The organism is Peribacillus sp. NPDC097675 (genome assembly GCF_050277655.1).
Lineage (GTDB): Bacteria > Bacillota > Bacilli > Bacillales > DSM-1321 > Peribacillus.
In genome coordinates, this window is the sequence record NZ_JBNNSK010000003.1 from 329131 (window position 1) to 348475 (window position 19345).

General features: G+C 38.3%; 18 protein-coding genes. 13 read left to right on the plus strand and 5 right to left on the minus strand.

The features are described from left to right. Positions 1 to 112: 112 nt before the first annotated feature. Genes typA through ACQKL5_RS07115 form a run of 3 tightly spaced genes read left to right on the plus strand, consistent with a single transcriptional unit; the run spans position 113 to position 2583 of the window. Positions 113 to 1960 (plus strand): translational GTPase TypA, encoded by a 1848-nt coding sequence (gene typA, locus ACQKL5_RS07105; protein ID WP_427607494.1) that lies wholly within the window; start codon positions 113 to 115, stop codon positions 1958 to 1960. A 22-nt stretch (positions 1961 to 1982) separates the two neighbouring features. Then, positions 1983 to 2291, plus strand: a complete 309-nt coding sequence (locus tag ACQKL5_RS07110) for a YlaH-like family protein (RefSeq protein WP_427607496.1) — start codon at positions 1983 to 1985, stop codon at positions 2289 to 2291. Between the two features lie 7 nt (positions 2292 to 2298). Beyond that, positions 2299 to 2583 (plus strand): hypothetical protein, encoded by a 285-nt coding sequence (locus ACQKL5_RS07115; protein ID WP_427607498.1) that lies wholly within the window; start codon positions 2299 to 2301, stop codon positions 2581 to 2583. 31 nt (positions 2584 to 2614) lie between these two features. On the opposite strand, the gene ACQKL5_RS07120 is transcribed toward ACQKL5_RS07115, so the two are convergent. From ACQKL5_RS07120 to ACQKL5_RS07130, 3 genes are all read right to left on the minus strand, one after another. Beyond that, positions 2615 to 3034, minus strand: coding sequence for a hypothetical protein (locus tag ACQKL5_RS07120; RefSeq protein ID WP_427607500.1), 420 nt, complete (start codon positions 3032 to 3034; stop codon positions 2615 to 2617). Further along, on the minus strand, positions 3024 to 3224 hold the full coding sequence (locus ACQKL5_RS07125) for a YlaI family protein (protein WP_427607502.1): 201 nt from the start codon (positions 3222 to 3224) through the stop codon (positions 3024 to 3026). Before ACQKL5_RS07125 ends, ACQKL5_RS07120 begins: the two co-directional genes overlap by 11 nt. Positions 3225 to 3383: 159 nt before the next feature. Then, positions 3384 to 3983: a YhcN/YlaJ family sporulation lipoprotein gene (locus ACQKL5_RS07130; protein ID WP_427607504.1), complete on the minus strand. Its 600-nt coding sequence runs from the start codon at positions 3981 to 3983 to the stop codon at positions 3384 to 3386. A 201-nt stretch (positions 3984 to 4184) separates the two neighbouring features. On the opposite strand from ACQKL5_RS07130, the gene ACQKL5_RS07135 reads away from it, so the two are divergent. Further along, positions 4185 to 5513: a PhoH family protein gene (locus ACQKL5_RS07135; protein WP_427607506.1), complete on the plus strand. Its 1329-nt coding sequence runs from the start codon at positions 4185 to 4187 to the stop codon at positions 5511 to 5513. A 73-nt stretch (positions 5514 to 5586) separates the two neighbouring features. Here the strand turns inward: ACQKL5_RS07135 and ACQKL5_RS07140 are convergent, their stop codons facing one another. Beyond that, a complete protein-coding gene (locus tag ACQKL5_RS07140; protein ID WP_427607508.1) occupies positions 5587 to 6099 on the minus strand; it encodes a peptidyl-prolyl cis-trans isomerase in 513 nt (170 codons plus the stop codon). A 192-nt stretch (positions 6100 to 6291) separates the two neighbouring features. Here ACQKL5_RS07140 and ACQKL5_RS07145 point away from each other — a divergent pair, with 192 nt between their 5' ends. Both ACQKL5_RS07145 and pyc read left to right on the plus strand, forming a co-directional pair. Next, complete coding sequence (locus tag ACQKL5_RS07145) at positions 6292 to 6573, plus strand: YlaN family protein (RefSeq protein WP_427607509.1); 282 nt, start codon at positions 6292 to 6294, stop codon at positions 6571 to 6573. 566 nt (positions 6574 to 7139) lie between these two features. Beyond that, positions 7140 to 10577, plus strand: a complete 3438-nt coding sequence (pyc, locus tag ACQKL5_RS07150; protein WP_427607510.1) for a pyruvate carboxylase — start codon at positions 7140 to 7142, stop codon at positions 10575 to 10577. A 146-nt stretch (positions 10578 to 10723) separates the two neighbouring features. Here pyc and ACQKL5_RS07155 read toward each other — a convergent pair whose 3' ends face one another. Next, positions 10724 to 11710 (minus strand): COX15/CtaA family protein, encoded by a 987-nt coding sequence (locus ACQKL5_RS07155; protein ID WP_427607512.1) that lies wholly within the window; start codon positions 11708 to 11710, stop codon positions 10724 to 10726. Between the two features lie 631 nt (positions 11711 to 12341). On the opposite strand from ACQKL5_RS07155, the gene cyoE reads away from it, so the two are divergent. The 7 genes from cyoE (at position 12342) to ACQKL5_RS07190 (ending at position 19234) form a co-directional block, all read left to right on the plus strand. Next, entirely contained in the window at positions 12342 to 13280 is a 939-nt protein-coding gene (cyoE, locus tag ACQKL5_RS07160; RefSeq protein ID WP_427607514.1) for a heme o synthase, read from the plus strand. Positions 13281 to 13522: 242 nt separating this feature from the next. Then, the gene (gene coxB / locus ACQKL5_RS07165) at positions 13523 to 14605 is read left to right on the plus strand and encodes a cytochrome c oxidase subunit II (protein WP_427607516.1); all 1083 of its coding nucleotides are present in this window, start codon (positions 13523 to 13525) and stop codon (positions 14603 to 14605) included. 24 nt (positions 14606 to 14629) lie between these two features. Continuing rightward, positions 14630 to 16501, plus strand: coding sequence for a cytochrome c oxidase subunit I (ctaD, locus tag ACQKL5_RS07170; RefSeq protein ID WP_427607518.1), 1872 nt, complete (start codon positions 14630 to 14632; stop codon positions 16499 to 16501). Further along, positions 16501 to 17130 (plus strand): cytochrome (ubi)quinol oxidase subunit III, encoded by a 630-nt coding sequence (locus ACQKL5_RS07175; protein ID WP_427607520.1) that lies wholly within the window; start codon positions 16501 to 16503, stop codon positions 17128 to 17130. The genes ctaD and ACQKL5_RS07175 overlap by 1 nt, the downstream gene beginning before the upstream one ends. A 3-nt stretch (positions 17131 to 17133) precedes the next feature. Beyond that, positions 17134 to 17469, plus strand: a complete 336-nt coding sequence (ctaF, locus tag ACQKL5_RS07180; protein ID WP_427607522.1) for a cytochrome c oxidase subunit IVB — start codon at positions 17134 to 17136, stop codon at positions 17467 to 17469. Positions 17470 to 17626: 157 nt separating this feature from the next. Then, complete coding sequence (gene ctaG / locus ACQKL5_RS07185; RefSeq protein WP_427607523.1) at positions 17627 to 18529, plus strand: cytochrome c oxidase assembly factor CtaG; 903 nt, start codon at positions 17627 to 17629, stop codon at positions 18527 to 18529. A gap of 243 nt (positions 18530 to 18772) precedes the next feature. Beyond that, positions 18773 to 19234 carry a DUF420 domain-containing protein gene (locus ACQKL5_RS07190; RefSeq protein ID WP_427607525.1) on the plus strand — a complete coding sequence of 154 codons (462 nt, stop codon included), beginning with the start codon at positions 18773 to 18775 and terminating at the stop codon, positions 19232 to 19234. Positions 19235 to 19345: the final 111 nt, after the last annotated feature.

A 19345-nucleotide genomic window follows, 5' to 3' on the forward strand; every position in this document is an offset into this window, starting at 1 on the left:
AATAATTCTATTGTACATAATTTCGTTATTTGTTTCTACCATGTTTGTGATATAATATGTAAGTTAATACTAGTGATACGTTAAACACCAAATTTTTTTAGGAGTGAATTTTTTGAAATTAAGAGAAAATATTCGTAATATAGCCATCATTGCCCACGTCGATCATGGTAAAACAACTTTAGTGGATCAGTTGCTTAAGCAATCTGGTACATTCCGTGAAAACGAACACGTAGAAGAACGTGCGATGGATTCTAATGCTATTGAAAAAGAACGCGGAATTACGATTCTTGCGAAAAATACAGCAGTTCAATATCAAGATACAAGAATCAATATCTTGGATACACCTGGTCATGCCGATTTCGGTGGAGAAGTAGAACGGATCATGAAAATGGTTGACGGTGTTTTACTTGTTGTTGATGCTTATGAAGGTTGTATGCCACAAACACGTTTCGTGTTGAAAAAAGCGTTAGAACAAAAAATCACGCCTATCGTTGTCGTGAATAAAATTGACAAAGATTCTGCCCGTCCAGATGAAGTTGTTGATGAAGTAATCGACTTATTCATCGAGCTTGGAGCAGAAGAAGAGCAATTAGATTTCCCAGTTGTCTTTACTTCAGGTATTGCTGGAACAGCAAGCTTGGATTCAGATCCAACTAAACAAGAGAAAGACATGACTCCTTTGTTTGAAACAATTGTCGATACGATTCCAGCTCCAGTTGATAATTCAGAAGAACCACTTCAATTCCAAGTGGCTTTACTTGATTACAACGATTATGTAGGACGTATCGGTGTTGGTCGCGTATTCCGTGGAAAAATGCACGTGGGTCAACAAGTTTCATTAATGAAACTTGATGGATCTGTTAAGCAATTCCGTGTAACGAAAATCTTTGGTTATATCGGCTTGAAAAAAGTTGAAATCCAAGAAGCCGTTGCTGGCGATCTAATCGCTGTTTCTGGTATGGAAGATATCAACGTTGGGGAAACGGTTTGTCCTGTAGAACACCCTGATGCTCTTCCAATCCTACGTATCGATGAGCCTACATTACAAATGACTTTCCTTGTTAATAACAGCCCATTCGCAGGCCGTGAAGGTAAATTCGTAACAGCTCGTAAAATCGAAGAGCGTTTGAAAAGCCAATTACAAACAGATGTTAGCTTAAGAGTTGAAAATACTGATTCACCGGACGTATGGATTGTTTCAGGTCGTGGAGAGCTTCATCTTTCTATCCTGATTGAAAACATGAGACGTGAAGGATATGAACTTCAAGTATCTAAACCAGAAGTTATCGTTCGTCTTATTGATGGCGTACGTTGTGAGCCAGTTGAACGTGTTCAAATTGATGTTCCAGAAGAACACACTGGTTCTATCATGGAATCAATGGGAGCACGTAAAGGTGAATTGTTGGATATGGTCAATAGCGGAAGCGGTCAAGTTCGTTTACTATTCACGATTCCTGCACGTGGACTTATCGGTTACTCTACTGAGTTCTTAACGATCACTCGTGGTTACGGAATCATGAACCATTCATTCGACAGCTACCAACCAATGGCTCAAGGTCAAGTCGGTGGAAGACGCCAAGGTGTATTGGTATCTATGGAATCAGGAAAAACAACACAATACGGTACAATGCAAGTAGAAGACCGTGGTGTAATCTTTGTTGAACCAGGTACTGATATCTATGAAGGTATGATCGTCGGCGAACATAACCGTGATTCAGATTTAACGGTTAACATCGTAAAAGCAAAACAAATGACAAACATGCGTTCAGCTAATAAAGACCAAACTTCTTCAATGAAGAAACCAAGAATCATGTCACTTGAAGAAGCTCTTGAGTATTTGAATGATGATGAGTATTGTGAAGTAACTCCTGAATCAATCCGTCTTCGTAAGAAGATTCTTGATAAAAACGAACGTGAAAGAGCAGCTAAAAGAAAAAAAGTGGCTGTTGAAGAAAAATAATTAGCAAGAGGAGGAGTAAAGATTGGATATCCAAGAGCGATTATCATTTTTTGCAGCGTTGTACAGAGTGGATGAGAATCCTGAAGCGGGAATGTGGTATTTGTATTTAACAATCTTTGGATTATGCATCCTTGTCTATCAGCTAGGTTTTGCCAAAAAGCTACCTTTGCTCAAAAACGTGATTATTTATGCGGTAATGGCACTTGGATGTACCCTTCTTTCTTTCTTTGCTGTGTTTCTCCCAATGGGGGAAGCATTAGTCATAGCATCTCTTGTCCTTGGAATTTATAAGATTCGTCTTCATAATTCAAGAAAAGAAGAACAGGCTTGAGTGAGCTATGAAATCATTACAAGATGCTTTATACAATTGGCTGACGATTAGAGTTGTCTGTGATGAAAGACCTGATGATACAGCTGCACGGGATACAGAAATGTTTTTCATGCAAATGTTGCAGGATGACCATCAAGTGTTTATTAATTCCGTAACAAAAACAGAGCCTTTTTATTTCGTTGATTATAAAGTAAGAGACGAAATGAAAAAGCAACGTTTTCCAATTGAATTAATTGACATCATGTTGAATCAAATACAGCTTGAGCCTGATAAGTATAATAATGTCGAGTAATACAAAAATGACCGTGCGGATTTCCGCACGGTCATTTTTGTATGGAAAGAGGAAGAAACAGGGCATAAATAAAATGAGAAAGGGCCCATAACGAAAAAGCGGATAAGTCGAAAGGTAGGAGGCCCCCTATTTTAGAAAGAAATGATAATGGAAAATAAAGCAGGACGGCTGGAACGATGAATAATAAAGCAAAGGGCAATCGGCGGACTATCCTTCTTCTACGTATCATGTAGGCATAACTCATTGTAATGAAGAGAGATGTAATTAAATGAAAAGTGAATAACCATGCCTCGTTCCAATGGAATTCGCCTACTACCGGTATAAAATCCACATTCAATAATAGTTGATACACTTTTAGACCTGAAAGTAATTCAAACCATTTGGTTATAGAACCAAGCAATAATCCATTAAAGAGCCCGAGTAGTAATATCCGTAACCACTTACCATTCATCTTCTTTTTTTATGGTACGGTATAGGTGGAAATTGCCTGTGGCTATCCGCTCATTCGTGCGTTCTTCAATGCGATGTTTACATGCATCGCACATGTAAGTATGTATAGGACGGTTACGTAGTTTCTTAGCTTCCGGACTATCATCGGGTATATCTTCAATTTGATCGCATATTACGCATTTTACCTTCATATTTTTGAACCTCACTTCAATTTCAGTATGTTTATCTTTAAGTATACCAATAATTTCATGCTAAAACGAGGATAAAGTACAAGTCTCCTCTGATGAATTCCTTGTGGTTGTCAAACCAAAACCTAAGAAAAACCCGTAGAAGTTCGACGGGTTCCATGGTTAGTCTTTATAATGGTTCGATTGTTCATTTTGTTCTTTATCCAACTGTTTTCTTTCATGTGTGTCATTCGGAGAATTCTTCTTATCTTCCATAACTTTGGTCGGAGTGGGCTCTAGATTATCACTTGGGATCTCGGGGATGACTCTGCTTGTGATATCTGCCAACTCATTTAAAATCCCTCTTACTGGTTCTCCATTCCTAATGTCTGCTGCGACTTCTTTAATTCGGGCATATAGGTCTGGATCGGCGACGACAATTGCATAAGCCCCGTAGGGATCGTTTTTTAATGTTTCGCCAACCGTGTATTTAACGGTTCCGACTTGAGAGCGTTCGATGTCCTCATCGATATCGATTCCCACCAGTGCGTATTTTCCAAGTACAACAGCAGTGGCATCATTCACTTCGGGTACAGACTGAGCGAGCGCCTTAAGCCTTTTAGAGGTATTTTGTCCAGTTCTACGATCGCTTTCCTGAATGGTTGTGTTATGGACTTGAGTTAGATTGTTTTTAGTTGAATCTGTTGATTCATTACTATTATTATCCATTGAACAGCCTGACATCAGTAAAATCGTTGCGAATGAAAAAAATAGTTTGTGCAAGTGTCTAACCTCCCTTTCATTGAATAGTATCTCTAAGCACATTTCATTTCATTTATGGAAGTTTTCTTTATAGTCTTTAAATGTTCTTCTATCTTTATACAAAGGAACATATATTTTATCAACAGTCTCGTCCGCTACATAACTGCTGAGTGCAGTCATTGGTAGGGTATATCCGATAAAGAGCAGGCAGGAGGCGTCATATTGGACAAAATCTACGTTTTAGATACGAATGTCCTGTTGCAGGATCCGTATTCAATCTATTCATTTGGAGATAATGAAATCATCATTCCAGCGGTTGTATTAGAAGAATTGGATTCGAAAAAAAGGTATATGGACGAAATCGGAAGAAATGCAAGGCAGGTATCGAAATTAATTGATCAATTTCGTGAAAAAGGGAAACTTCACCAGAGTGTTGCGCTTCATAATGGGGGCAGTTTACGAATAGAGCTAAATCATCGTTCTTTTCATGAGTTACAGGAAATTTTTGTAGAGAAAACAAATGATAACAGAATACTAGCGGTTGCAAAAAATTTATCATTGGAGGAAGAGACAAAAGAGGATGGGAAGACGGTCATCTTAGTTAGCAAAGATACGTTAGTGCGTGTAAAGGCGGATGCTATCGGTCTTGAAGCAGAAGATTTTTTAAATGACCGGGTTGTAGAACTAGACCATGTGTATGGAGGGTATAAAGAGAAATTTATTTCGATTGACAATCTAAATACGTTTTATGAAAAAGGTTATTTAGATCTTAAAGAATTAAAGGATGAACAATACTATCCAAATCAATTTCTACTTATGAAGGACACGTTAGGAAGTTCAGCTTCAGCGATAGGAATTATCGATGAAAACTGTAAGAGAGTGAAGAAATTGATGTATGAAGGAGAACATATATGGGGAATCAAGCCAAGGAATGTCCAACAGACGATGGCTTTAGACTTATTGCTTCGTTCGGATGTTCAGCTTGTTACCCTTATCGGTAAAGCAGGTACGGGAAAGACGTTGCTCGCTTTAGCAACAGGTTTGCTGCAGACAGAAGATCTTGCGCATTATAAGAAACTTCTTGTCGCGAGGCCAATTGTGCCAGTCGGTAAAGATATCGGGTATTTGCCGGGAGAAAAGGAAGAGAAATTGAAACCATGGATGCAGCCTATATTCGATAACCTGGAATATTTGTTCAATACGAAGAAACCAGGGGAATTGGATGCCATTTTAGCGGGAATGAGTTCGATTGAAGTAGAAGCCTTAACGTATATCAGGGGAAGGAGTATTCCCGATCAATTCATCATCATAGATGAGGCCCAGAATTTAACCAAACATGAAGTGAAAACGATCTTAACAAGGGTCGGGGAACGAAGTAAGATAGTTCTGATGGGAGATCCAGAGCAAATTGACCATCCGTATTTGGATGAATATAATAATGGCTTAACCTATGTTGTCGAAAAATTCAAGACAGAGCGGATTGCAGGGCATGTAAAGTTGATAAAAGGAGAAAGGTCCGTATTGGCCCAGTTGGCTGCAACACTCTTATAACAAACAAAAAAATGGCGCGGGAAATTTCCTTTGCCATTTTTGTCAGATATCGCTGCAGTCTGCGTCAATAGTATTATTTAACGGTGAAAGACGTGACATGCCTAATTGGATTATTGATATTAGAACCATCACCAAAATAAATTTCCATAGGGCCGCCTTCCGATACTTTAAGAGGTTGGCCATCCTTGGAAAATCCTATGAAAAATTTCAGTGCATCTTCTAAAGGAAACGCTATTTCTTTTCCATCTGTGGTGACGATAACTTCAGTTGCATCGTCAGCGGGTTCGGAATTTTTTAAGAAAGGTTCAAAAAGGATACCGAAAGAACCTTCAAGTAATCTTTGTTTCTCGAATTTCCGTTCAGTTTTTATGGTAGGAGGTAAAATGGCTCCCTCTTGGATCTCTTTTTGCCAATGTCTAGAAGCTTTCTTCGTATAATCTTCTAATTCATTGATTTGTACTCTTTCGGCACTAAAATATGTATCAATCTCCATTTTACGATCATCAAAGATCCATACTCCAGGGTCAATAGTAATAGGATATTTCACTTTGCCGTTAATAAACACGATGGATTCCAAATATCTCATTCCTTCCTTTTACTCACATACAGGTTCAATTATAATCAATTACAAGTAAATTGTCACATTATCTAGCAGCCTTCGAGACGATTGCTTCCTTAATTTCGTTATTCTTTTGTTTGTCAATATCCTTGCTTTTTCAGACAACTAAAGGTAGAATTTAAAGATAAGATTTAATCGCTCTGAGCGGGGGGATTTAACATGGCATCTGAAATGCTTGTCAATCATCGAGAAAAAGCTTATGCTTTATTAAAAGCAGATGCTGACAAGATTCTAAAATTGATAAAAGTTCAAATGGAGAATCTCACAATGCCTCAATGTCCATTATATGAAGAGGTATTGGATACTCAAATGTTTGGTTTATCACGGGAAATTGATTTTGCCGTGCGTTTAGACTTAATAGAGGAACTGGAAGGCAAATCTCTTTTAGAGACACTTGAAAGAGAATTGTCAGTATTACATGAAGCATCATTAAAAAAATAATATACAAAACATACTAACTCAAACAAATCTCGATGATTGTTTGAGTTTTTTATTTATATACATAAAAAAATAAGAGTTATACTATATATAAAAGTGTTATACTAATCGGGTGTAACAGTCATTGTTAGTCCTCTTTTATATGTAATTTGATACAAATGGTTTTAGCAGGCATCTAAGTATCGACATACCTCGAAATCTATATCTTATCGCTGAACCATTGGTACTACGACTAAGAGCGGATTGTATATTTCCTAGTAATGGAAATAAAAGAATTTTTTATTTTTTTATTGTATTCAGTTTATTTTAGTATTATGGTTATATTAATTGATTGTTAAAGTGAAAAATATAAAAAGTTGATATATCATAATAATAGTAATTATTTAAAAATTTAGTTTTATACTACTTTGAATTGTTAAATAAGAGAAATGAATTAATGTACAATAATAATTTAGGGATAATATGGAAAGTTACTCTGCGAACTGGAGATTTAAAAGTTGTGATATCACTCACACTTTTTTTCTATATATTTATTTTTTAAAAAATACATATTGATTAGGGTGGTAGCAATGGTTAAACGTATAGAAAAGGTACTTGCGGCAAATCGTGGAGAAATTGCGATACGGATTTTTCGGGCATGTACGGAATTAGACATTTGTACAGTTGCAATCTATTCCAAGGAAGATTACGGATCCTATCACCGATATAAGGCTGATGAAGCATACCTAGTTGGTGAAGGTAAAAAGCCGATCGACGCATACCTGGACATTGAAGGAATTATTGAAATCGCTAAGATGAGTGGAGTTGACGCTATTCATCCGGGTTATGGATTCCTTTCAGAAAACATAGATTTTGCTAAACGTTGTGAAGAAGAAGGAATCATCTTCATTGGACCTGAATCAAGGCACCTAGATATGTTTGGGGACAAAGTAAAGGCAAGAACACAGGCTGAATTGGCTGGTATTCCGGTTATTCCAGGAAGCGACGGACCTGTTACAAGCGTGGAGGAAGTCAAAGAATTCGGTGAAAAGTATGGTTTTCCCATCATTATAAAAGCTTCACTTGGCGGTGGCGGTCGCGGCATGCGTATTGTTGAAAAAATGGATGAAACCGAAGAAGCATACAATCGCTGTAAATCAGAAGCGAAAGCGGCCTTTGGTAATGATGAAGTTTATGTAGAAAGATTCATTCAAAATCCAAAGCATATTGAAGTCCAAATATTGGCGGATACCCATGGTAATACCGTTCACTTATATGAACGTGATTGTTCGGTACAAAGACGTCATCAAAAAGTGGTGGAAGTTGCACCTTCCGTATCCCTTCCGGTGGAACTTAGAGAAAAGATATGTGAGTCCGCAGTCAAATTGGCTAAAAATATTGACTATGTTAATGCGGGTACAGTTGAATTCCTTGTTGCAGATGGAGAGTTTTACTTCATCGAAGTCAATCCAAGGGTACAGGTGGAGCACACGATTACAGAAATGATTACTGGTATCGATATCGTTCAAACGCAAATCATGATTGCACAAGGGCATGAGCTCCATGGCGAAAAGATAGGTATCCCTGAACAAGCTGGGATCAGCACACATGGCTTTGCCATTCAGTCCCGGGTAACAACAGAAGATCCGTTGAATAACTTTATGCCTGATACGGGTAAAATGATGGTTTATCGTTCAGGAGGAGGATTTGGAGTACGTTTGGATGCAGGTAATGGATTCCAAGGTGCTGTGATTACACCTTATTATGATTCCTTGCTCGTTAAGCTTTCAACACATGCGCTAACATTCGAGCAAGCTGCCTCCAAAATGGTGCGTAACCTGAAAGAATTCAGGATTCGTGGAATCAAGACAAACATCCCATTCCTTGAAAATGTCGTCAAACATAAGAATTTCCTAACGGGAGAGTACGATACTTCGTTTATCGACTCAACGCCTGAACTATTTAATTTCCCAGTTAGAAAAGACCGTGGAACAAAAATGCTTTCGTATATCGGAAATGTCACGGTTAACGGCTTCCCGGGAGTGGAAACAAAGAAAAAACCTGTCTTTGATCCTGCACCGATTCCGAAGGTTAGTAATCTACCTCTCATCCCAGGTACGAAAAATATCTTAGATGAGCAGGGAGCGGAAGGGCTGGTAAACTGGATCAAGGAACAGAAAGAAGTGTTAGTTACCGACACGACCTTCCGTGATGCGCATCAATCCTTATTGGCAACAAGAATTAGATCCAAGGATATTTTAGATATTGCAGAGCCTACAGCGAAATTACTTCCTAACCTATTTTCCATGGAAATGTGGGGAGGGGCAACATTTGATGTAGCCTATCGTTTCTTGAAAGAAGATCCATGGGAGCGTTTATTAAGTTTCAGGAAGAAAACACCTAATGTCCTTCTACAAATGCTTTTAAGAGCTTCCAATGCAGTCGGATATAAAAATTACCCGGATAATGTCATTCAGGAATTCGTCGAGAAATCAGCGCAAGCTGGCATAGATGTCTTCCGTATTTTCGACAGCCTTAACTGGGTAAAAGGCATGGAGGTTGCTATTGATGCGGTTCGTCAATCCGGCAAAATTGCTGAAGCGGCCATTTGTTATACCGGCGATTTGAATGACCCGTCACGCAGTAAATACAATATCGATTACTATAAAGATATGGCGAAGGAATTGGAACATGCAGGTGCTCATATTTTAGCTATCAAGGATATGGCTGGACTTTTAAAACCGGACGCTGCTTACCGTTTGGTATCAGAATTGAAAGAAACGACCTCCCTTCCTATCCATTTGCATACGCATGATACGAGCGGAAATGGAATCTATATGTACTCAAAAGCCATTGAAGCTGGAGTGGATATCGTTGATACGGCCATTGGATCTCTTGCTGGTTTAACGTCGCAGCCAAGCATTCAAACTCTTCATTATGCATTAGAAGGCTCGGGAAGACAGCCGAAATTGGAAGTGGAATCACTTGAACGTTTAGGAGAATATTGGGGAGAGGTACGGAAGTTCTATAAAGACTTCGAAAGCGGAATGAACGCACCTCATACCGAAGTTTATAAGCATGAAATGCCAGGTGGACAGTATAGTAATTTACAACAACAGGCTAAAGCTGTAGGACTTGGGGAACGGTGGCATGAAGTGAAGGAAATGTATCAACGCGTCAATGTAATGTTTGGAGATATCGTTAAAGTTACGCCTTCATCAAAAGTGGTAGGTGACATGGCCTTATTCATGGTACAAAATAACCTGTCGGAAGAAGATGTACTTACAAAAGGTCAAACCATTGATTTCCCTGATTCCGTTATTGAACTTTTCGAAGGATATTTGGGACAACCAACGGGAGGTTTCCCTAAAGAATTGCAGGAAGTTATCCTTAAAGGGAAACAACCAATTACAGTAAGACCTGGTGAACTATTAGAAGATGTGGATTTTGAAGCGCTCAGAGAAGAATTATTCAAAGAATTGGGTCGTCCAGTCACTGATTTTGATGTGCTTGCATATGCCCTATATCCTAAAGTATTTTTGGATTATAATAAAACGATAGAGTCATTTGGTGATGTATCCAATTTAGACACAGCCACTTTCTTATACGGCATGAGATTAGGGGAAGAAATCGAAGTCGAGATAGAAAAAGGTAAAACCCTTATCGTTAAATTGGTATCTATCGGACAGCCGTTGGCTGATGGTACACGAGTGGTTTATTTTGAATTGAATGGTCAATCTCGTGAGGTAATCATCAAAGATGAGAACATTAAATCGTCCGTACAAACCAAAATGAAAGCTGATGCGAAAAACAAAGAACATATCGCAGCTACGATGCCTGGTACAGTCATCCGTGTAGTAGTAGAAAAAGGCGATCAAGTCAAGCAAGGGGATCACCTTATCATTACAGAAGCTATGAAAATGGAAACAACTGTTCAAGCTCCGTTCTCTGGGACAATTAAGGACATCCATGTTAAAGATGGAGAACCGATAAGTACAGGAGATTTATTGATTGAAATCTCAAAGTAAGAGATTAAGAGAATAAGTGAAGGACGATAATGGAGGTCTACAGGATTAATAATTGCCCGTAGGCCTCCATTCTCTTTCCACTATTAAAAGCATGTAAAAGCCATCATTCAACGAATGATGGCTTTTATTGTGTGAAAAATCAGACGTTAGCGAGCGGGAATGGTTGGGGATGTCACGTTCACGTCTTGTTCATTAATCGTTGGGACCGTATTATCCTTTTCAACTATCAAAGCGTTTCTCCTGCTTCTTGTAGTGAGGAGCAGCAGATAACTCATTACCCCGAAAAAACAGGCAATAAATAAGGCATGTGCCAAGGCTATATACAAATTCTGTTTTGAAAAAATGATGAAAGCTCCGGCGGTCACTTGCAAAAAAACGAGTATGAATGCAACATTCCAACCACCATATATGACTTTTTGATGTTTATAGTGCTTATGTGCCAAAAATGTGGCGTATGATACCCAAAAGAAAATTATTCCGGCTATCGCCCTATGCCCCATTTGAATCCATTCATAGATATTGGTAGGTAGAATCAAGTTCCCATTCCCGCATAAAGGCCAATCTTTACAGACTAGGCTAGATTCGGTATGCCTAACGAGTGCGCCAGTATAAACGACTATTAAACAAAAAATTAAAATGCCTGTAATGTGAAATCTCATTCTTTTATCAACAATAAGTTTTTCAGCTTCAAATTTTTTATCCACTTCGAAAATCAATAGGGTTAGCAATAAGACAGATGCAAAGGATATCAGGGAAATACCGAAGTGAAGAGCCAAGACGAAATCAGATTGTGACCATATGACGGCAGCTGCCCCTATTAATCCTTGAAGAACGAGGAAGCCGAAGGAAATGATGGATAAAAAGCGAGCTTCCCTAATATGGCCTATCTTTCGCCAAGACATAATTGATAATAGAAGGACCAAAAGTCCACCTGCACCTGATATAAGTCTATGGGAGAGTTCTATCACCAGTTCGAACGTGATTTTTTCGGGGATAAATTGACCGTTACATAAAGGCCATGATCTTCCACAACCCATACCGGAGTCTGTCTTTGTGACTAAAGCCCCCCCTATTAAGATAAAGAGCATTACAATCGTAGTTAAAACAGCCAACCATTTAAGAGACGATTTCACTAGTAGTCCCACCTTTTTCTTGGAGTCAAATTAGTTAGGTTTATAAAAATTTGTTACTATCATCATATCATAAAGTATTTCATAAATATTTGTAGAATCTCCTCGATATTACACAAAATAGCATGATTTTACAAGTTAGAAAAAAGTGTGTTTTTATATGAGAACAATGGTTATGGTTGAAAAATATAAGAAAATTTGCTAAAAGTATAAGAAGTGGGAAATGTAAAAAAGAGTAAAGATGTGTAAAATGCAGGATATTGATATAATAATCACTGAATGTACTTACTAGCATTTTTTAATGCTGAAAGCGCTTTTCATTAAAAAGTTCTCGACACAATTTGGTCAAGAATAATACTAAAAAATTTCACAAAAGCTTCCAAAAATGTGTTTTAATATATTGAAGAAATGATTTTACTGATTTTTACTTTTATCTAAGTATGCTATAAAGTATTGAGAATCTGATGAACTTCCGAGGGCTGCCGATGGTAAAGGACATTGGTAATTTATTTACTTTTTGTTTGCGCTTCCTTGGTTACAAATATTGAAAAGTATGAAATAATGTTCTATAAGATGTAATAAGTGTAAACTTTTACTTTTGCATGTTTGTGGATGATTCAAAGGAGGAGAACCAATGTCAGATACAAGGGGTATGTCCGAAGCTGTCCTGAAAGACAGTAAAGCCACCCTTCAATCGGATATACCAGAAACTACAGCTTGGAAAGACTTTCTCGCACTTATTAAAGTGGGGATTGTCAATTCAAACATAATCACAGCTTTTACTGGTGTGTGGTTAGCTATTCACTTTTCGGAACTTAGCTTTTTCAGTAACCTTGATGTAGTGTTTTATGCTCTTGTAGGGTCGGCTCTAATCATGGCTGGATCCTGCTGTTTTAATAATTACTTTGATCGGGATATCGATCATTTGATGGAAAGAACAAAAAATCGTCCGACTGTTACTGGTAAAGCACAGCCTTCCAAGGTATTGTTTCTAAGCTTTGGGTTGATTGCTGCAGGCCTTATTTTTCTTGCATTGACTAATATGACCACGTTATTGATTGGAGCATTTGGCGTCTTTGCCTATGTAGTCCTCTACACAATGGTTTTCAAAAGAAGATTTGTCTCGAATACGATAATAGGTAGTATATCGGGTGCTGTACCACCTCTGATTGGTTGGGCAGCCATTGACCCGAATCTTGATGTGATTGCGTGGGTGTTATTCGCGATTATGTTCTTATGGCAGCCACCTCACTTTTATGCTCTTGCAATGAGGCGAGTCGAGGAATACCGTGCAGCTGGGATTCCAATGCTCCCTGTTATAAAAGGTTTTAAAAGGACAAAAAAATCAATTTTATTGTGGATTATTGCTTTAATGTTCATTCCCTTCTTTTTAACCCCATTAGGTACCCCATTAGTCGTGTTGGCAGCATTATTAAGTACTGGATGGCTCATTTTGGGATTAAAGGGGTATAAAAATAAAAATGACATTAAATGGGCTACTTCCATGTTTGTATATTCGCTTAATTATATGACTATATTATTTGTAGCGATGGTTATAGTTACACTTATTTAAAATATGGTTGCAGCTTGTTAATGAATGAGCTGTACCTTACTTGGTAATTAATTGCCTCATACATATTATTCAGAGAGAACATCACGAGATTCCTTCATTGATAGAGCGGTTGATTATTCACTAAAAATCCTTAGTCTAGGGATTCTTTCTTTAATAGAAATTGACATAGAGAGAATATTCGCAATTGCGCCCATTTTTTGTTTTTGTGAGAAAATTTTGATGAAAGAGGGGTTTCTGAAGCTATGAAAAAAAGGTTGCACAAATGGCGCCTGATTGCTTTGCTGGGTATTGTAGGACTTGTCCTTTCGGGCTGCGGTGAACCATTTCTATCCACGCTGAAGCCAGCTGGCAATGTTGCGCAAACACAGTTTGACTTACTGATGTTGAGTACATTAATCATGGTACTGGTAATTATTGTAGTCGTTATTTTATTCGTTGTAGTATTATTGCGCTTCCGCCGAAAAAAAGGCGACGAGACAATACCGAAACAAATTGAAGGAAGTCACAAACTTGAAATTATCTGGACTGTTATTCCTATCCTTCTTTTAATTGTTCTAGCTGTTCCGACTGTCGTCACAACTTTTGATTTAGATGACACAAGTGCAATGGATAAAAAAGATAAGGATGGAAAAACGAAGGACGCTTTGGTAGTCAATGTTAGGGCGAACCTTTATTGGTGGGAGTTCGAGTATCCAGACTTAGGCGTGATAACAAGCCAGGATCTAGTCGTTCCTACTGATCAGAAAGTATATTTTAACTTGACAGCTTCAGATGTCAAACATTCATTTTGGATTCCGGCTGCCGGAGGAAAGATGGATACAAACACTGAAGGAGTTAATTCATTTTTCTTAGAATTCGATAGCAAAAAAGCTGAAAATTCAAATGACTTGTTCTACGGGAAATGTGCTGAGCTTTGCGGACCTTCCCATGCACTAATGGATTTTAAGGTCGTTACGAAATCAAAATCCGACTTTGAAACTTGGACTAAAAATATGAAGACTGCTAAAGCACCTGTGGCAAAAGGGGATGTTGCTAAGCAGGGGGAAGAAGTCTTTAATAAAAGCTGTATCGGGTGTCATGCGGTTACGCCTAATGACAGTAGACCCGAAGCGGCCCGTCAAGCTCCCAACCTGGCTACTTTTGGTGAACGTGAACGAGTAGCGGGAGTATTGGATCACACTGAAGAAAATGTGAAGAAATGGATCAAGAATCCTGAAAAGTATAAGCCGGGTAATACTATGACCGGGACTTACGGTGAGCTTTCTGATTCAGAAATTAATGCACTGACAGCTTATCTTTTGGAGCTTAAGGTGGAAGACAAATAGAACATTGATTAAGGAGGTTAAATCGTGAGTACGCACGCTAATAAAAAAGGTTTTGGCGCTACGATTTGGGATTATCTAACCACGGTAGACCATAAGAAAATCGCCATTTTATATCTAATTGCTGGCGGATTATTCTTTGTAATCGGCGGTTTGGAAGCGATGTTTATCCGTATCCAACTAGCGATTCCGAATAATGATTTTGTAAGCGCCGGATTTTATAATGAAATATTGACCATGCACGGCACGACGATGATTTTCCTGGCTGCCATGCCATTGGTATTTGCTGTAATGAATGCCGTTGTGCCTCTGCAAATAGGCGCGCGCGACGTTGCTTTCCCATTTTTAAATTCATTAGGTTTTTGGTTGTTTTTCTTTGGGGGTATCTTCCTGAATCTTTCATGGTTTTTAGGTGGAGCTCCTGATGCAGGATGGACTTCATATGCGTCATTATCCCTTCACTCTGAAGGGCACGGTATTGATTTTTATGTATTAGGATTACAGATATCTGGTTTGGGAACCTTAATTGCAGGGATTAACTTCCTTGTGACCATTATCAATATGCGTACTCCAGGAATGACCTATATGCGTATGCCGCTATTTACATGGTCAACATTCGTGGTTTCTGCTTTAATACTATTTGCGTTCCCTCCGCTTACTGTAGGGTTAGTATTAATGATGTTTGACCGGATGTTCGGAGCTAATTTCTTCGATGTAGCAGCCGGGGGGAATACGATTATTTGGGAGCATTTATTCTGGATATTCGGTCATCCGGAAGTTTATATTTTGATTCTTCCGGCCTTCGGTATTTTCTCGGAAGTTTTTGCAACCTTTTCGAGAAAAAGATTATTCGGTTATTCTTCCATGGTATTTGCAACCGTGCTAATCGGTTTCTTGGGCTTCATGGTATGGGCCCATCATATGTTTACAACTGGGTTAGGACCAATTGCCAACGCAATCTTTGCGGTTGCAACAATGGCGATTGCCGTTCCAACAGGTATTAAGATTTTTAACTGGATCTTCACGATGTGGGGCGGAAGTGTAAAATTTACGGTGCCAATGCTTTATGCCGTTGCCTTCATTCCATCCTTCACAATGGGTGGTGTGACAGGTATCATGAATGCCGTCGCTCCTGCTGATTATCAGTTTCATGATAGCTATTTCGTTGTTGCCCATTTCCACTATGTAATTGTCGGTGGGGTGGTATTAGGTTTATTGTCAGGAATTACGTTCTATTGGCCGAAGATGTTTGGAACGATGTTACATGAAGGATTAGGAAAAATTACTTTCTGGACTTTCTTGATTGGTTTCCATTTGACATTCTTCATTCAACATTTCTTAGGATTGATGGGTATGCCGCGTCGGGTATTCACATTCTTAGATAATCAAGGTCTTAATACAGGAAATATGATAAGTACAGTGGGGGCTTTCTTAATGGCATTTGCTGTCATTATTCTAGTCATCAACGTTATCATAACGTCTGTTAAAAATGTCAAAGTTGGCAATGATCCTTGGGGAGATGGTCGTACTCTTGAATGGTCCATTCCATCACCACCACCATTCTACAATTTCAAGCAACTTCCGCTAGTTCGCGGTTTGGACCCTTATTGGGTTGAGAAAATGGAAGGGAAAAAGGAAATGACTCCAGCAGAGCCACTTGGTGATATTCATATGCCTAATAATTCTATCCTTCCAGTAATAATTTCATTCGGTTTATTCGTAGCCGCATTCGGTGCTTTATATCACATGGATGATAAAACTTGGACACTTCCTGTAATCATTGTTGGGCTTTTGATTACTTTTGGTTCCATGTTCATTCGGTCTGTCAAAGATGATCATGGATATCATATTCATAAAGAAGACCTTATGGACGATGACGATAAGGAGGTTAAGGCATAATGCAAGCAGATGAAAAATTCACGGATGCTACTTGGCCTGCTTCCCCTGAGAAAGCGACTTTAGAAGGTAAAAACAAATATTTAGGATTCTGGTTGTTTCTTGGCGGAGAAACAGTATTATTTGCTTCACTATTTGCTACGTACCTTGCACTAAAGGACAAAGTTCCTAATGATAGTGCAGCATTAGCAAAAGATTTATTTGAATTACCTCTTACTTTTGTTGCTACCATGCTGTTACTGACCAGTTCATTAACAAGTGTGTATGCCATGTATCACATGAAAAATAACCATTTTAAACAAATGCAAGCTTGGATTCTGATTACTGTATTCCTTGGTCTTGGATTCCTTGGTCTTGAGATTTATGAATTTAACCACTATGTTCATGAATTTAAGCACACCTTTACTAGCAGTGCATTCGGTTCGGCGTTCTATACGTTAGTCGGATTTCATGGAGGGCATGTTGCCTTCGGTTTGATGTGGTTCATATCACTGATGCTACGAAATGCGAAAAGGGGTTTGACTTTATACAATGCCCCGAAATTTTATGTAGCAAGTCTTTACTGGCATTTCATTGACGTAGTTTGGGTATTTATCTTTACAGTCGTATATTTAATGGGAATGGTGGGATAACTGATGGCGAATGAACAGTCAAATTCAGCAAACCCGAATGTCGATTTAAAATATCGTCGAAAGAAAAATGCTGAAGAGATGAAACATCAAGTAATAACTTTTACTCTTATGATTTTTCTAACCTTAGTAGCATTTGCGGCTGTAGGCATAGAGGGATTTTCACATTGGTTCATTAAACCAGTCATTTTGCTTCTAGCGGTCATACAAGTCATTTTTCAACTTTATTATTTCATGCATATGAAGCATAAAGGACATGGCACTGTCACGTTGTTTCTCTTTTCTGGGCTTGCTGTCGGTTTGATCACAGTACTAGCTTTTATAACAATTGTCTGGATATGACCTGAAAGGAACCGGCTATTTTCTATAGCCGGTTTTTCTTTATGCATCATCAGTGTTTACTAATAAAATCCAGCTTTATCTATATTTGTTACTGCACTTAATTTTAGGTATAATAGAAGGATAGGAATGGGAAAAAGTTTACGAACGAGGTGATTGTATGTCTATAGATATTTTTGGCTTTCGAGCTTTATGGAGTCCATTTTATTTTACTGCCCTTGTGCTTATAACCGTTGGATATTTCATGATGGTGACGAAGTTTAGGGATAGATTCCAGAATAGTTCACCTGTTTCCCTAAAACAGGTAATCTATTTCTTATTGGCGATGGTCCTTCTTTATGTAGTTAAAGGTTCGCCAATCGATTTATTAAGTCATATCATGTTCAGTGCACATATGTTTCAAATGGCCTTGCTTTACTTAGTGATCCCCCCTTTATTTATCATTGCGATACCTAAATGGGTCTGGAGATTTGTATTGGAAGTAAGGGGAGTGAAGTCACTATTTCACTTCTTCACGAAGCCTCTCTTTGCACTTATGCTATTTAATATTCTTTTCTCGTTGTATCATATTCCATTAGTATTTGACTTTATAAAAACTGGCATGCTGGTCCACGCAGGCTATACGGTGATTTTGTTCACGACAGCAGTTTTAATGTGGTTTCCTTTAGTTAATCAGCTTCCAGAACATGAAAGCCTTTCTGGAGTTAAAAAAGTTGCCTATATTTTCGGAAGTGGCATTTTAATGACTCCAGCGTGTGCGTTGATCATTTTTGCCGATTCTCCAATGTATGATACATTTACCAATGCAGAATCTTGGGCAAGCGCTATGGAACTTTGTGTACCTGCCACAGCTTTGTCAGGATTGACGTTAAGTGGTCCGGAAATGTTTAATGGACTGCCTTTGCTAGAAGACCAACAGCTTGGTGGAGTACTTATGAAAGTCATCCAAGAAATTGTTTTAGGCTATGTCTTAGGAGTCATTTTCTTTGAGTGGTTCAAAAAGGAGAATGGCGGAGGAAGTGAAATTGATCCTATTCCATCGGAATTTCAGACCGTAAAATAGTCTTTTCATGAAAGGGTACAAGGCTTGCGTTCCTAGTGGATAAGTTTTTCCTATGCTTTATTGTTGGCCACCTATCCTTATGAAATTATTCACAAAACATGAATCGACAGGAAAGGCTAGACATTTTACTTGGCTTTTCGATAAAAGTGAGCATTGTGTTACGTTTGCTTGCTTTTATTGTATTTTACGATTACCTCTTATAGAATAGTAGTTGATTAATAAATATAGAGAGGACTACATCTTATGTCTTTACCAATTCTTCCAACAATAAGTACTGCATTCATTGTATTAAGTTCAATCACTGTTGCAATAGGCTGGTATCAAATTAAACAGCGCAGAGTGGAGACCCATAAGAAGACCATGATAGTGGCAGCAATTTTTGCGATTATTTTCTTCACTATCTATCTTTCAAGAACGGTTTTTATAGGCAACACGTCTTTTGGGGGACCGAAGGATATTGAAATTTATTACACAATCTTTTTGATTTTCCATATCACTCTTGCCACTGTTGGAGCTGTAATGGGAATCATTATGTTGACGACTGGGTTAAAAGGTAAATATGCCATACATAGAAAAATCGGTCCTACGACTAGCATTATCTGGTTTTTCACAGGCATCACTGGTTTGGCCGTTTATCTTTTGCTTTACGTCATTTATCATGGTGGAGAGACGACTTCGTTGATAAAAGCAATTCTTGGCACGTAAAACTATAAAACAAAGGGGCTGTCCCAAAAGTCAGGAAAATGACTTTTGAGGGCAGCCCTTTTTCTATTGAAAAAAGCATACAAAAAAACCGTCTTTTCTTGTAAAATGAAA

Bases quoted from the DNA above. Each gene is read 5' to 3' on its own strand.
- cyoE (WP_427607514.1), top strand. From the start codon at position 12,342: ATGTCAGATACAAGGGGTATGTCCGAAGCTGTCCTGAAAGACAGTAAA.
- ACQKL5_RS07120 (WP_427607500.1), bottom strand. From the start codon at position 3,034: ATGAATGGTAAGTGGTTACGGATATTACTACTCGGGCTCTTTAATGGA.
- ctaF (WP_427607522.1), top strand. From the start codon at position 17,134: ATGGCGAATGAACAGTCAAATTCAGCAAACCCGAATGTCGATTTAAAA.
- pyc (WP_427607510.1), top strand. From the start codon at position 7,140: ATGGTTAAACGTATAGAAAAGGTACTTGCGGCAAATCGTGGAGAAATT.
- ctaG (WP_427607523.1), top strand. From the start codon at position 17,627: ATGTCTATAGATATTTTTGGCTTTCGAGCTTTATGGAGTCCATTTTAT.
- ACQKL5_RS07190 (WP_427607525.1), top strand. From the start codon at position 18,773: ATGTCTTTACCAATTCTTCCAACAATAAGTACTGCATTCATTGTATTA.
- ACQKL5_RS07145 (WP_427607509.1), top strand. From the start codon at position 6,292: ATGGCATCTGAAATGCTTGTCAATCATCGAGAAAAAGCTTATGCTTTA.
- ACQKL5_RS07175 (WP_427607520.1), top strand. From the start codon at position 16,501: ATGCAAGCAGATGAAAAATTCACGGATGCTACTTGGCCTGCTTCCCCT.
- ACQKL5_RS07125 (WP_427607502.1), bottom strand. From the start codon at position 3,224: ATGAAGGTAAAATGCGTAATATGCGATCAAATTGAAGATATACCCGAT.
- coxB (WP_427607516.1), top strand. From the start codon at position 13,523: ATGAAAAAAAGGTTGCACAAATGGCGCCTGATTGCTTTGCTGGGTATT.
- ACQKL5_RS07115 (WP_427607498.1), top strand. From the start codon at position 2,299: ATGAAATCATTACAAGATGCTTTATACAATTGGCTGACGATTAGAGTT.
- ACQKL5_RS07140 (WP_427607508.1), bottom strand. From the start codon at position 6,099: ATGAGATATTTGGAATCCATCGTGTTTATTAACGGCAAAGTGAAATAT.